The organism is Streptomyces sp. NPDC059668, assembly GCF_042734135.1.
Classification (GTDB): domain Bacteria; phylum Actinomycetota; class Actinomycetes; order Streptomycetales; family Streptomycetaceae; genus Streptomyces.
In genome coordinates this window covers 29,366-43,659 of record NZ_JBHWEL010000006.1, presented here as the reverse complement: position 1 = coordinate 43,659, position 14,294 = coordinate 29,366, and the positions used below count along the sequence as shown (strand labels likewise).

The 14,294-nt window shown below is 72.2% G+C and carries 10 protein-coding genes; 7 read left to right on the top strand and 3 right to left on the bottom strand.

Features of this window, described 5'->3' with window-relative positions; translation table 11 throughout:
- Positions 1 to 168: 168 nt before the first annotated feature.
- From ACFV2J_RS07065 to ACFV2J_RS07055, 3 genes are all read right to left on the bottom strand, one after another.
- The gene (locus tag ACFV2J_RS07065) at positions 169 to 2,730 is read right to left on the bottom strand and encodes a hypothetical protein (RefSeq protein WP_385085811.1); all 2,562 of its coding nucleotides are present in this window, start codon (positions 2,728 to 2,730) and stop codon (positions 169 to 171) included.
- Between the two features lie 377 nt (positions 2,731 to 3,107).
- Entirely contained in the window at positions 3,108 to 3,548 is a 441-nt protein-coding gene (locus ACFV2J_RS07060; RefSeq protein ID WP_385085809.1) for a VOC family protein, read from the bottom strand.
- 197 nt (positions 3,549 to 3,745) lie between these two features.
- Positions 3,746 to 4,729, bottom strand: coding sequence for a tetratricopeptide repeat protein (locus ACFV2J_RS07055; protein ID WP_385437628.1), 984 nt, complete (start codon positions 4,727 to 4,729; stop codon positions 3,746 to 3,748).
- Positions 4,730 to 4,921: 192 nt separating this feature from the next.
- On the opposite strand from ACFV2J_RS07055, the gene ACFV2J_RS07050 reads away from it, so the two are divergent.
- The 7 genes from ACFV2J_RS07050 (at position 4,922) to ACFV2J_RS07020 (ending at position 14,205) form a co-directional block, all read left to right on the top strand.
- A complete protein-coding gene (locus ACFV2J_RS07050; RefSeq protein WP_385085805.1) occupies positions 4,922 to 5,731 on the top strand; it encodes a Bro-N domain-containing protein in 810 nt (269 codons plus the stop codon).
- A 137-nt stretch (positions 5,732 to 5,868) separates the two neighbouring features.
- Entirely contained in the window at positions 5,869 to 6,741 is an 873-nt protein-coding gene (locus ACFV2J_RS07045) for a DUF2797 domain-containing protein (protein ID WP_385085803.1), read from the top strand.
- 160 nt (positions 6,742 to 6,901) lie between these two features.
- Positions 6,902 to 7,816 (top strand): amidohydrolase family protein, encoded by a 915-nt coding sequence (locus ACFV2J_RS07040; RefSeq protein ID WP_385085823.1) that lies wholly within the window; start codon positions 6,902 to 6,904, stop codon positions 7,814 to 7,816.
- A gap of 98 nt (positions 7,817 to 7,914) precedes the next feature.
- Positions 7,915 to 8,655: a response regulator transcription factor gene (locus ACFV2J_RS07035; RefSeq protein ID WP_385085801.1), complete on the top strand. Its 741-nt coding sequence runs from the start codon at positions 7,915 to 7,917 to the stop codon at positions 8,653 to 8,655.
- Positions 8,652 to 10,313: a sensor histidine kinase gene (locus ACFV2J_RS07030; RefSeq protein ID WP_385085799.1), complete on the top strand. Its 1,662-nt coding sequence runs from the start codon at positions 8,652 to 8,654 to the stop codon at positions 10,311 to 10,313. Before ACFV2J_RS07035 ends, ACFV2J_RS07030 begins: the two co-directional genes overlap by 4 nt.
- Before the next feature lie 14 nt (positions 10,314 to 10,327).
- Positions 10,328 to 11,956 carry a glycosyltransferase gene (locus tag ACFV2J_RS07025; protein WP_385085797.1) on the top strand — a complete coding sequence of 543 codons (1,629 nt, stop codon included), beginning with the start codon at positions 10,328 to 10,330 and terminating at the stop codon, positions 11,954 to 11,956.
- Positions 11,953 to 14,205, top strand: coding sequence for an ArnT family glycosyltransferase (locus ACFV2J_RS07020; RefSeq protein WP_385085795.1), 2,253 nt, complete (start codon positions 11,953 to 11,955; stop codon positions 14,203 to 14,205). Before ACFV2J_RS07025 ends, ACFV2J_RS07020 begins: the two co-directional genes overlap by 4 nt.
- Positions 14,206 to 14,294 lie beyond the last annotated feature (89 nt).

The following is a 14,294-nucleotide window of genomic DNA, read 5'->3' as shown; positions in this document are numbered from 1 at the left end:
AGAGCTGCGGATCAGAAGGTCGCAGGTTCGAATCCTGCCGAGTGCACACAGGCCAAAGGCCCCCCGGGATGATCCCGGGGGGCCTTTGGCATGAGCGCGGTCAGAAACGCCGATCACTCGCCGGCTCACTTGTCATGCGGCCCGTTCAGGACCCGCGGCCTCAGGCGCTCAGGTCCTGACCGTCAGGTACTGCCAGCCGCCCCACGTGCTCACGTTGGTGGTGTCCTTCGAGCTGTGGACGTACTCCGAGCGCACGCGGAATTTCTGGTTGACCGCGTGGGAGAGGCTCAGCCGCGCCGTCACGGTGCTCTTGGAGGTGAGGGTGAAGCAGCCCGAGGTGCTGAGTGTGTGCCAGGCGCCGCTGTAGTACTGCTGGACCTGGAAGTGCACGCACTGGCCGGACTTGTTCGGGGACACGGTCGTGGTCACCGTCGGCTGTGCCGTGTGGTGGTAGACGCGGTAGGTCGTGCCGCTGTACGTGGTGCTCGTGTAGTAGCCGCTCAGAGCCTGCGCGATCTTCACCTGGTCGCTCACGGCGCGGGTGGCCGTGGCCGGGGCGTAGCGGTAGTCGCCCGCGTAGGACGCGGTGAACGTCGTGTTGCCGGCGAGCTTGTACGTGGCCGTCAGGTTGCCCTTGCTGTCCACGGTGCCCGTCTTGACCAGCGTCTTCTTGTCGCCGGCGGGCGTGGCGTAGAGCGAGACCGTACGGCCGTTGTACGTGGTGCCCAAGTGGGCGGTGACGGTGGCCGTCGCGCCGTACGCGTAGGTCGAGGCGTCGGCGGCCACGGACAGGCTCGTCGTGGCGCGCGAGACCTGGACGATCGCGGAGGCGGTGGCCGCCCGGTGGCTGGTGTCGCCCGCGTAGCTGACCGTGTAGGTGTTGGTGCCGCCGGTGGACGGGGTGTCCTTGACGGTGATCGTGCCGTCGGCGGCCACGGGGGCCGTCCACGTCACGGGCGTCGTGGTGTGCGCCGCGTCCGTGTGGGTCACGGTGACCGTCTCGCCGCTGTCGTACGGGCCGTCGCCCAGCACGGCGCCGAAGCTCAGCGCGGCGCCGCGGGTGGCGGTCGCAGGGGCCTTCAGCGTAAGGGCCGGGGCGTAGGGGGAGATGGTGGTGCTCACGTCGTTCGCGCCCGGCTGGTGCGTGAGGTCACCCCCGAACGACAGGCGGTAGGTGAACCATCCGGCCGTCCCCGGGTCGTCGGTGACCGTGAACGTGCCGGTGGCCGGGTCGAGCGGGGTCGCGGGGAGCTGGACCGACTCGTGGGTGTCCTCGTTCGTCCGGGTCACCTCGACGGTGTCGCCCTGGGCGAAGGGGCCGCGGCTCAGGTCCGTCATGACCGTGCCGGTGAAGGCCACCTTGTGCGGCGCCGCCGAGCTGAACTCCGGGTACGGGATGAAGGTTCCGAGCCGGGACACCCCCACCGTCAGCGAGGTGGTCGCGGGCCGGTGCGTCGCGTCGCCGGCGTAGGACACCCCGTAGGTGTACGTGCCCTCGTCCTGGCGGGTGTCGGTGATGCGGAACGAGCCGTCCGCGCCGACCGTGGCGTCGGGCAGATCGGTGCCGTCGCGGGTGACCTTCAGCGTGGCGCCGGCCGGCACGAAGCCGTGGCCGCCCACCGTTCCGTTCAGCGTGAACTGCTGGGCGGGGATCGCGTACGGCGTCGGGGCGTTCAGGGAGAGCTGGGTGTCCGTGAGCTTGGCGTCGCCGAGGACGTCGAGGGTGTAGGACCCGTTGTCCCGGGTGACGGCGTAGAGCGTGCGGCCGTCGGCGCCCCAGACGAGGCCGCCGCGGACGACGGTGCCGGCCGGGAAGGCGAGGTGGTTCTCGGCGATCTGGTCGGCCGCGTAGACGTAGGCGCCCGCGCCCGAGCCCGCGGTGCTGCCGAGGGCGATCGTGCCGTCGGAGTCGACCGCGGCGGAGTCGGGGGAGGAGTTGACGCCGCCGGTGTAGTACACGTAGGGCTTGGCGGCGCTGAGGTCCGCCGTGCTGTACACGTACACGGCGGTCGACTGCGGAACGAGCAGTTTCGTGCCGTCCGCGGTGATCTGGACGGGGCCGGTCGCGGCGCCGCCGATGCCCATGTCGACCTTGAGGGAGGCGGTCCCGGAGGAGACGTCGTAGGTGGCGACGTGCGTCATGGAGGACTGGGCGTCCTGCACCGCGAGCACCCCGCCGCCCGTGCTGAGAAGGGGGGCCGCCGACCAGTGCGGCATGACGGGCTGCGGGGTCGGCGCGGGGTCGGCGGCGGAGGGGTCCAGCGAGCCGACGGTGCCCTTGCCGTCGTCGGCCGTGTAGCCGTACCAGACCTTGCCGCCGGCCACGGCGACGGAGACCGGGGCGCTGGCGGCGCCCGTGCCGACGCGGCCGGTCTCGGTGAGCGTCGCCGTGTCGATGGCGGCGATCGCGTCGCCGTCGGTCAGGGCCGCGTACAGCGTCTTGCCGTCGGCGGACAGCGCGAGGCCGTCAGCGCCCTGCTCGCCGTCGATGGTGGTGACGGGGTCGCCGGACAGGTCGGTCACCACGATGCCGGTCGTGCCGGCGCCCTGACTGAAGAAGAGGTGCTGGTGAGCACCGTCGACCACCATGTGGGCGTAGTGCGAAAGCGGCAGTGCGGCCGTGTCGTCGGCGTCGGCCCAAGCGACAGGCCCGGTGAGGCCGACGGCAGCGGTGGTCAGACCCGCGACGACGGATATCGCCGCCGCGAGCGAGACCTGCTTGAGGCGCATGGTGCTCCTGGAGAGAGGGTGGACAGGCAGTCGCACGACCGGGCCGGTCCCTGAAAGGACGGCCGACGGGTGGATGCCGGACACACGTGAGACCGCTGACCTCCCCTTCTGGTTGTACCGCCACGTCGTCAGGCTTGGGGCCGACCGCGGCCGGACGCCAACTGCGGGTCAACCGGCGGCAACTCACCGATTTGATCGTCCCTCGGTGGGATCGGATAGCCCATGTCACGGCCAAGTACACCGGCACAGCGGGTGGACCGACACCGGTCCACGATCGTGGACCGTCGCGCACACGGCACACGGCACACGGCACACGGCACACGGCACGCGGCACACGGTCCCGGTCGCGGGGAGGTGCCCGCCCTGACCCGGAACCCTCAGCGCAGTTGTTCGGCCAGGCCGACGATGATGCCCTCCGGGCCGCGGAGGTAGCAGAGCAGATAGCTGTCCTCGAACCGGGCGATCTCGCCGACGAGTTCGGCGCCGTGAGGGCGCAGGCGGGCAACGGTGTCCTCGATGTCGTCGACGGCGAACATGACGCGGTGCGTGCCCAGGACGTTGTGCGGCCGGTTGCGCGGCTCGGTGCTGATCGCCGCGGGGCTCCGGTACTGCGCCAGTTCGATTCGGCTGTGGCCGTCCGGGGTCCGGACCATCGCGATGTCACAGTGGACGCCGTCGAGTCCGGTGCACTGGTCGGCGAAGGGGCCCTCGACCTCCGCCCTGCCCTCCAGCTCCATACCGAGCTCCACGAAGAACGCGATGGCGGCGTCCATGTCCTCGACGACGATGCCGACGTTGTCCATCCGTTGAATCGCCATGCCGGTTGCTCCTTCTTCCTCGCGCGGCCGCTGGTGGCCGCTGATGTCCCTGGGACGGAACCGGCGGCCCGTTCTCGACATCCGCGGCCCGTCGAACTTCTATCGTGCTCGGCGGGCGTGGAGGACCAGGTCCGGGAGCGGACCGCGAGTCTTCCTGGCTTGGGGGAAGTGGCCCACTGGCCGGGGACCAGATGTGTTCAGTCCTCCCGGATTCGGCGGGCCTCGGCCACGAGTGCCCGTGGCAGCCCCGGGCCCGCACAGGCGTGGTCGATCAGCGACGTCCGGTAGGAGCCGTTCGTGAGCTCCGGCGCCAGGACGATGAGGGCCCGGAGGTCGTCGGACGAGCCGGACAGACGTGCGCGGTAGGCGGCGCCCGCCGCGCGCAGGGACAGTTCGTGCGGTGCGTGTGCCAGGCCCCGTTCGACGAGGCCCACGGCCGCGGCGAAGTCGCCCTGTTCGGCTCGGACGTCGGCAAGGTCCAGGCAGAGGGACCAGTTGGCAGGGTCCAGGGACAAGGCGTCCTCGAAGGACGCCGCGGCACGGTCCAGGTCGCCCATCACGCGCCAGGTGGCCGCTCGTGCCACCGCGGTCCACATGACCCGCTCGGCGGCGTCGGCGCGGTCGCACAGGGCGAAGGCCAGCTCGTAGCGGCCGCAGGCCCGGGGCAGCCGGGCCATGGCGGCCAGCGACTCCGGCACGGGACTCCGTCCGGACACCACGTCGATGGCGTGGAACCAGGGCGCGAACCGTTCACGCATGGCGTCGGTGTCCAGGTCGTGGCCGTAGTCCAGCGTCCGCAGACACGCCTCGGCCAGCGCCTCGCAGCTCACCGCGCCGAGAAAGCGCGCATCACCGAACCATGGGGCGGCACCCCAGGCCACGTCGGGCCGTACTCCCGTGACCGAGCCCAGCGTCATCACCGCGTCGTCCATGTTTCCTTCGAGGAACAGGAAGTACGCCTGCACCAGCACGGCGCTCAGGGAGCCGTCCCCTTCCAGGCCCTGCTCCAGTTCCGCGCGGCGGTCTCCCCACAACTCGGCGAGGGTCGCATAGGGCTCCGGGTCCGCCGGTGCGGCGGCTATCGCGCGCACCAAGAATCTGACGGCGCCGACCGGGTTTCCGCCGCAGTGCGCCATCACACGGGCGAGGCCGATTTCCGCAGCCGCTGACTTGTTCGACATCGCAAGAGGGTATCGACGGCCAGAGGTGCGCGGGTTCGGATCCCGCCGGGCGCCTGACGCCCGGTCGGGGGGCCTCCGTGGCGGGGGACTTGCGCCGAATCGATCCTTCTGTCGCCTATCGGGTGAACATCGTTGATCTCTACGGGAGTTGCATGGTTCCTCGCCTAATTTCCGGCGTGGAGGTGATGCTCGATGGACGAGCAGGACGCGATCGACGTCAACGACTTCGTGTTCGCGGCGACCGGGGCGCGGGTGCGGAGGGTGACGTTGCCGCAGGGGGAGCACTGGTTCCCGGCGGCGGACGTGGCCCGGGCCCTCGGGTACACGAACACCCGCCAAGCCCTCCTCCGGCATGTCGCGGCGGACTGCCGGCAGAGTCTGGAGGAGCTCGCGCGAAGCGTCCAGGGAGCCGACGGTTCGAGCAGGATCGCGGGCAGCAGGCTCAAGAAGTCGATGAAGATGGTGAATCTGCGGGGCCTCGTCCGGCTCGTCAACGGATGCGCCAAACCCGAGTGCGAGCCCTTCAAGGCGTGGGTCGCCGAGGCCGTCGTGGCCATCCAGCGCGACGGCTGCTACGCCCTCGAACCGGCTCCCGTGCAACCCGCCTCCGACGGGAGTGTCGCGTACGTCGTGCCTCGGCAGGTCGCCGATTCCCTCGTACGGCTGGAGGGGCGGAACATCCTGGCGAACGAGGAACTCGCGGCCCGGGCGGCGGCGCGCACCGCACCGCCTGCCGAGCGCACCGCACCGGCTGCCGAGGGTGAGCGGCCGGCGGCGCGGCGTGAACGGCCGGCGGCGGGGACGAACCGGCCGCTGCGGGAGTCCGGCCACGGCCGGCGGCCCCTGGCCCGGAGCCAGGACGCGCGCGCCCGGAGCCAGGCGGTGATCAGCAGGAGCCAGGAGATGATCGCCCGGAGTCAGGACGCGATGGCGGCCGCCCTGGGACGCATGGCCGAGTCCCTGGACCGGATCGCCGGGCGGATGGGACAGGGGCCGGGGTGAGAAGCCCGCGGTGATGACTCCGAGGAAGCGGTGAGGACCGGTGCGCGCGACGGCGTTCGTCGGCGGAGTGGGCGTGGGCGCACCCCGTGCGGGCGGCCCCGGCACGTTGTCAGTGGCAGCGCCTACGCTCGTGGGTGATGGCACAGACGTGGAGATGTTCGGGTCTGCGGTGGTCGGCGGGCGGTCCCGTGCTCGTGTGGGGCGGCGGGCGGGAGAGCGCGCTGTCCCTGGGGAAGCGTGTCGCCTTCGCGGTGGCGGACGGCGGCGGGCGGACGTGCGTCGGCGCGCGGGGGAACGCGTGCCCCGTACGGGCGGCCGTGCCGGGGCGGAGCACGGGAGCCCGGTGCGAGGAGTGCGCGCGGCTGGACCGGGCGCACTCGGTGGCCGCCGACACGATGGCCGACGACCCGCGTCCGTACCGCGTGTACATCGCCTGGTTCGGACCGGGGATGGTGAAGGTCGGGATCACCGGGTCGGCCCGTGGGCCGGCGCGGCTGCTGGAGCAGGGGGCCGTCTGTTTCAGCTGGCTGGGAGAGGGACCGTTGATGGCCGCGCGGCGGGCCGAGGAGCTGCTGCGGGCCGCGCTCGGGGTGCCGGACCGGATCCGGTACGCCGACAAGCGAAGGGTGCGGTCGGAGCTGCCGGACGCGGCCGAGCGGCCGGCGGAGATCCGAAGGCTGCACGCGCGCGTCGCGGAGCTCGACGGCTGGCCCGACTCCCTGGAGCGGGCGCCGTTCCGGGCCGTCGACCACGCCGGGGTGTTCGGGCTCGACGGAGTCCCGGCGGCCGTGGGCGCGGTGAGCGAGCTGACCGGAGGCGGCGCGGTGAGCGGCGAGCTGGTCGCCGCCGCCGGTCCCGATCTCCATCTGGCGACCGACAGGGGAGTGATCGTGCTGGACACACGGCTCATGACCGGCTGGGACCTGACCGCGGGAGCGAGCGGATTCACCGTGCCCGTAAGGGAGTTCCGCGCGGCGGAGGACGCCGTCGTGCAGGACGGGCTGTTCTGAGGGGGCGCCGGCCGGGGAGCGAGGGATCGACAGCCCGGTTCCCCTCGGGGTCGCCTTTTGGAAAGGGAGTGGACCGGCGGTGACACCGGCGACCAAGGTGGGCGCCATGAGCGATCAACCCCGGACCCTGTCGACGTCCGGCGCGACGGGAGGTCCGAGCATGCGCACGGCTGACGGGGCGGACGTACGGCGGTTCTGGGAGCGGCTCGGGCTCCCGGGACTCGTCGACGTCCACACCCACTTCATGCCCGAGCGGGTCCTGCGCAAGGTGTGGGACTACTTCGACGGCCTCGGCCCCCTGACCGGCGGCATCGAATGGCCCATCACCTACCGCGGCGACGAGGACGAACGCCTCGCGCTGATCCGGGAGTTCGGTGTACGGGCCTTCACCGCGATGCTCTATCCGCACAAGCCCGGCATGGCGCGCTGGCTCAACTCCTGGGCCGTCGGCTTCGCCCGCCGCACACCCGACTGCCTCCACACCGCCACCCTCTTCCCCGAGCCGGACGCCGAGGCGTACGTGCGGGAGGCGGTGGAGCAGGGCGCCCGCGTCTTCAAGGCACATGTCCAGGTCGGCGCGTACGACCCGGCCGACCCGCTCCTCGACACCAGTTGGGGGCTGCTCGCCGAGGCCGGCGTCCCCGTGGTGATGCACTGCGGGTCCGGACCCACGCCCGGCAAGTACACCGGGCCCGGGCCGGCCGGCCGGCTCCTCGCCCGGCACCCCCGGCTGCGGCTGATCGTCGCGCACCTGGGGATGCCCGAGTACGAGGAGTTCCTCGCTCTCGCCGAGCGGTACGCGGAGGTGCGGTTCGACACGACGATGGCGTTCACGGACTTCAGCGAGCGGCTCGCGCCGTTCCCACGGGAGGCGTCGGCCCGGCTCGCCGCCCTCGGCGACCGCATCCTGCTCGGGACCGACTTCCCGAACATCCCGTACCCCTACGCCCATCAACTGCACGCCCTGGAACGGCTCGGCCTGGGGGACGACTGGCTGAGGGCGGTCTGCTACGAGAACGGTGCGCGTCTCTTCGGGATCGCGCCCCCGCCCGGAGGCGCCCCGGGAACCGCGTGAGCTTCCCAGGGGTTCCCTGAGAGGCGCCTGTGTGTTTCTCAGAAAAATCACAGGTCTCCGAAAGGATGCTCTCAGCGGCGCCCAGCAAGGTGTCCGCTATGACCACGACCTCGCCCCAGGGGCGTACCGAACTGCTGAGGCCGGACGGGAGCCCCGTCCGAGTCCTGGTGGTGGACGACGAGCTGTCGATCACCGAACTCCTGTCCATGGCCCTTCGTTACGAGGGGTGGCAGATCCGCAGCGCGGGCGACGGGCAGGGCGCGGTGCAGAGTGCCCGCGAGTTCCGCCCCGACGCCGTGGTGCTGGACATGATGCTGCCCGACATGGACGGCCTCGCGGTCCTGGGGCGGCTGCGCCGTGAACTGCCGGACGTACCCGTCCTGTTCCTCACCGCCAAGGACGCCGTCGAGGACCGTATCGCCGGTCTGACGGCCGGCGGCGACGACTACGTCACCAAGCCGTTCAGCCTGGAAGAGGTCGTGGCGAGGCTGCGCGGACTGATCCGCCGCTCCGGCGCCGCCGACCGGCGCTCCGAATCCACGCTGGTGGTCGGGGACCTCACCCTCGACGAGGACAGCCACGAGGTGTCCCGGGCCGGGGACAACATCCACCTCACCGCGACGGAGTTCGAACTGCTCCGCTTCCTCATGCGCAATCCCCGGCGTGTGCTCAGCAAGGCACAGATACTCGACCGCGTGTGGTCCTACGACTTCGGCGGCCAGGCCAACGTCGTCGAGCTCTACATCTCGTATCTGCGCCGCAAGATAGACGCGGGACGTGAGCCGATGATCCACACCCGGCGCGGAGCCGGTTACCTGATCAAGCCCGCGGTGTCATGAGCGGACGACGACGGACGCGTGGGCAGGGGCGGGGACGACAGCCGCGCACCCTGCGGACGCGGCTCGTCGTCTCCGCGGTGACGCTGATCGCGGTGGTGTGCGCGGTGATCGGGACGGTGACGACGTTCGCGCTGCGGTCGCATCTCTACGAGCAACTGGACGACACACTGGGCGAGGTCGCCAAGCGTGCCACCGGCCCGTTCAAACCGGGGGGCGGGAGCCGGACGGGTGACACCGGGACACCTCCGGACTCCCGGTCCGACGGGGCCGGCGTCGTGGCGGGCGACGTCTTCGACTTCCTCACCAGGGGGCCGAACCAGGCGGACACCATCGGTGCCGTCGTGTCCGACGGCGTGATCACCCGGGCGGTCGTCTCCAAGGAGAACGACACCGCCGTCGGCAGTGTCCCGGACATGGGCACCAAGGAGCTCGGCGCCGCCCAGAAGGCCGCGCTCGCCGCCGTGCCGAGGACCGGCACGCACACCGTGGACGTCCCGGGCCTGGGCGAGTACCGCGTCGAGTACCAGGAAGGCCCCCGGGGCGCCTACTACGTCGCCATCCCCACCAGGACCGTCACCAACACCGTCGACACCCTGGTCCTCGTCGAGGTCAGCGTCACCGGCGCCGGTCTCGTCGCGGCGGGCATCGCCGGCAGTGTCCTGGTCGGACTGGCCCTGCGCCCCCTGCGCAGGGTCGCCTCCACCGCCACCCGCGTCTCCGAACTGCCCCTGCACACCGGCGAGGTCACCCTCTACGAGCGCGTCCCCGAGTCCGAGGCCGACCCGCACACCGAGGTCGGCCAGGTCGGCGCCGCGCTCAACCGGATGCTCGACCACGTCCACGGCGCGCTGCACGCCCGCCAGCAGAGCGAGACGCGGGTACGGCAGTTCGTCGCGGACGCCAGTCACGAGCTGCGCACACCCCTGGCGTCGATCCGCGGGTACGCCGAGCTGACCCGGCGCGGACGCGAGGAGACCGGCCCCGACACCCGGCACGCCCTCGGGCGGATCGAGTCCGAGGCCGGCCGGATGACGGGGCTGGTGGAGGACCTGCTGCTGCTCGCGCGCCTCGACGCCGGACGCCCGCTCCAGCACGAGGGCACCGACCTCGTACCGCTCGTCGTCGACGCCGTGAGCGACGCCCGGGCGGCCGGCCGGGACCACGACTGGCGGCTGGAACTGCCGGACGAACCCGCGCTCGTCCTCGCGGACGCCGCCCGTCTGCAACAGGTCATGGTCAACCTGTTCGCGAACGCCAGAACGCACACCCCGCCCGGTACGACGGTCACCGCGCGTGTGCACCGGCACGGGCCGTGGCTGTGCGTGGACGTCCAGGACGACGGACCCGGCATCCCACCCGACCTGCTGCCCCGCGTGTTCGAACGCTTCGCGCGCGGCGACTCCTCGCGCTCCCGCGCCTCCGGCTCGACCGGTCTCGGGCTCGCCATCGTGCAGGCCGTCGCGTCCGCGCACGGGGGCGCCGTCACCGTCGACAGCGTGCCGGGCAGGACGGTGTTCACCCTGCACCTGCCCGCGCTCACCGGCGACCCGATCGTGGAGACGACCCCGCGAACGACCGCGGAAACAGGGGAAGCAAGGACGCAACGGCACTCACAGCCACAGCACAGCGCCACCACATGGGTGCGACAGGGCGTCTGACCAGAGTCGTTCCCATGCGAACCGACTCTTCTCCCGGCAACCTGCCGGCGCGGGAGCACCTCCCGGCCGGGTCCGCCGGTACGCCTGTCCTGGACGTAGTGATCCCCGTCTACAACGAGGAGAAGGACCTCCAGCGGTGTGTGGTGAGACTCCACGAGCACCTCAAGCGCACGTTCCCGTACGCGTTCCGCATCACGGTCGCGGACAACGCGTCGACGGACACCACTCCCCGGGTGGCCGCGCGGCTGGAGTCGCGGATACCGGAGGTCCGGTCCTGCCGGCTCGAACAGAAGGGCCGCGGGCGCGCGCTGCGCACCGTGTGGTCGGCCTCGGACGCCCCGGTGCTCGCCTACATGGACGTGGACCTGTCCACCGACCTCAACGCCCTGCTGCCGCTGGTGGCCCCGCTGATCTCGGGCCACTCCGACCTCGCCATCGGCTCCCGGCTGGCCCGGAGTTCGCGGGTGGTGCGCGGTGCCAGGCGGGAGTTCATCAGCCGCGGCTACAACCTGATCCTGCGCGGCTCGCTGCAGGCCCGCTTCTCGGACGCGCAGTGCGGTTTCAAGGCGATCCGCCGTGATGTCGCCCAGGTGCTGCTGCCGCTGGTCGAGGACACCGGCTGGTTCTTCGACACCGAGATGCTGGTGCTCGCCGAGCGTGCCGGACTGCGCATCCACGAGGTCCCGGTCGACTGGGTCGACGACCCGGACTCGACCGTGCACATCGTGCGGACGGCGACCGACGACCTGAAGGGCGTGTGGCGCGTGGGGCGCGCCCTCGGCACCGGATCGCTGCCGCTGGACCGGCTCGCGCGTCCCTTCGGGGACGATCCGCGCGACCGCGACCTGCCCGACGTACCGGGGGGACTCGCCCGCCAGTTGGTCGGCTTCTGCGTGGTGGGCGCCCTGTCCACGCTCTTCTACCTGCTGCTCTACAGCGGCTTCCGGTCCTTCTGCGGGTCACAGGCCGCCAACGCGCTCGCCCTGCTGGTCTCGGCGGTCGCCAACACCGCGGCCAACCGGCGGCTGACCTTCGGGGTCCGCGGCCGGGGCGGCGCGGTCCGCCACCAGGCACAGGGCCTGGTCGTCTTCGGCATCGGCCTCGCGCTCACCAGCGGATCGCTCGCCGCCCTGAACGCGGCCACGAGCAGCCCGGCGCACTCCACCGAGCTGGCGGTACTGATCGCCGCCAACCTGGCGGCGACCGTGCTGCGGTTCCTGCTCTTCCGCGCCTGGGTCTTCCCGGACCGGCGCGACGGCACGGGCGAGGGCGCGTCCTCCACGGTGGTGGCGTCGCACACCCCGGCCCCGGCCGCGCCCTCGTACGCGACGGCCCCGGCCCGGCAGGGCCACCGGCATCCACCGGGGTCCCCGCACGCCGGCATCTGCGCCGACACGTACGACGAGGCCCACGCCGACACCTACGAAACCGCCCACGCCGACACGTACGAAACCGCCCACGCCGACACGTACGACACCGCCCACGCCGACACGTACGACACCGCCCACGCCAACACCCACGAAACCGCCGCCGACACCGACGAGTTCCGCGCCGGTGACGCCGCGGGCCGCATCCGGGGGGACGCCACCATGCAGTTGCAGCCGGTGCGCCCGCACGACCACGATCCGAGGGACGCACGATGACCACTCAGCCCGACACGAGCCGTCAGCGCGACGCGCACCCCTCCGCGGACCCGGTCCCCGCCCGACGAGTGCCCGCCGGTGAGGATGGCCAAGCCCCACGCGAGCCCGCCGTGCCCGGCGCCCTTCCCGGACCCGGTGAACCCCGGCGGCCCTTCCTCCACCGCGTCCGGCGAGGCCGGCCCGAGGACCCGCGCTGGGTGCGCCCCGCCCTCGCCGGACTGCTCCTCGCCACCGCGCTGCTCTACCTCTACGGCCTGAGCGCCTCCGGCTACGCCAACTCGTTCTACTCGGCGGCCGTCCAGGCCGGCAGCCAGAGCTGGAAGGCCTTCTTCTTCGGCTCGCTCGACTCGGCCAACGCCATCACCGTCGACAAGCCCCCGGCCTCGCTCTGGCCGATGGCGCTGTCCGTACGGATCTTCGGCCTCGGCTCCTGGGCGATCCTCGTCCCCGAGGTGCTCATGGGCGTCGCCACGGTCGGTGTCCTGTACGCGGCCCTGCGCCGCCGGTTCAGTCCGGCGGCCGGACTGATCGCGGGCGCGGTCTGCGCGCTGACTCCCGTCGCCGCGCTGATGTTCCGGTTCAACAACCCGGACGCGATGCTCGCGCTGCTGATGACCGTCACGGTCTACTGCGTGCTCCGCGCTCTGGAGGACGGCCGGACGAAGTGGCTGGTCCTGGCGGGCGCCGGGGTCGGGTTCGCGTTCCTCGCCAAGACGCTCCAGGCGTTCCTGATCCTGCCGCCGCTGGCCGTGCTGTACGCGGTCTGCGCGCCGGTGAGCGTGCGGAAGCGGTTCGCGCAGATCGGCCTCTCGGCGGGTGCGATGCTCGTCGCCGGCGGCTGGTGGGTCGCGATCGTCGAACTGTGGCCCGCGTCCTCCCGCCCGTACATCGGCGGCTCGCAGAACAACTCGTTCCTGGAGCTGACCTTCGGCTACAACGGTCTCGGCCGCATCAACGGCGACGAGACCGGCAGCGTCGGCGGCGGTGGGGGCGGTGGAGGCGGCACCGGGCAGTGGGGCGAGACCGGCTGGGACCGGATGTTCGGCTCCGAGGTCGGCGGCCAGATCTCCTGGCTGCTCCCGGCGGCCCTGATCCTGCTGGTCGCGGGCCTCGTCCTCACCCGGAAGGCGAAGCGGACCGACCTGACGCGCGGCTCGTTCCTGGCCTGGGGTGGCGCGCTGCTGACGACCACGCTCGTCTTCAGCTACATGGCGGGCATCTTCCACCAGTACTACACGGTGGCCCTGGCCCCCTACATCGCGGCCGTCATCGGCATGGGCGCGACGGTGCTGTGGGAGGAGCGGGGGAAGGTGTGGGCGTCGCTCACCCTGGCCGGCGCGGTCACCGCGTCCGCGGCCTGGGGGTACGTCCTCCTCGACCGCACCCCCGACTACCTGCCCTGGCTCAAGTGGCTGGTCCTCGTCGGCGGTCTGACGGGCGCGCTCGGCCTGGTCTTCGTGACCCGGCTCGGCCGCGGTCTGGCGCTCGCGGCCGCGGGGCTGGGCTTCGTGGCCGCGCTCGCGGGACCGACGGCGTACACGCTCTCCACGGTGAGCACCGGGCACTCCGGCTCCATCGTGACGGCCGGCCCCGCCGGGGCGAGCACGAGGGGCGGTCCCGGTGGTGGCGGCATGCGGGGCGGGTTCCCCGGCGGCGGCCAGAACCGGCAGAACGGCAACGGGCCGCAGCAGAACGGACAGCAGGGTGGCGGCATGGGACAGCCCCCGACGGGGGGCACCGGTGGCTTCCCGGGGCGGAACCAGCAAGGCAACGGGAACCCGCAGGGCAACGGCGCCACCCAGGGCGGCAACCAGCAGGGCGGCATGCCCGGCGGAGGCGTCGGTGAGGGCGGCATGGGCGGGGGCGGCGGCGCGGGCGGTCTGCTGAACGGGGCGAACGTCAGCTCCGCGGCCAGGACGCTGCTGTCGAAGAACGCCGGCGACTACACCTGGGCGGCCGCGGCCGTCGGCTCCCAGAACTCGGCGAGTTACCAGCTCGCCACGGGCAAGCCGGTCATGGCGATCGGCGGCTTCAACGGCACCGACCCGTCCCCGACCCTGGCGCAGTTCAAGAAGTACGTGACCGACGGGAAGATCCACTACTTCATCTCGGGCGGCGGAATGGGCGGCGGCATGGGCGGTGGCGGCACCTCCGCCTCCTCCCGGATCAGCTCGTGGGTCACGGCCAACTTCAAGAAGGTGACGGTCGGTTCGGCCACCTTCTACGACCTCACGCAGCCGACGGCCTGACCCGGAGGCCTTCGGCGGGGGGGGGGGGGCGGGGGGCTCGGGCTGGCGGCGCGCGGCCCCGCGCCGTGGGGGGGGGGGCGGGGCCGGGC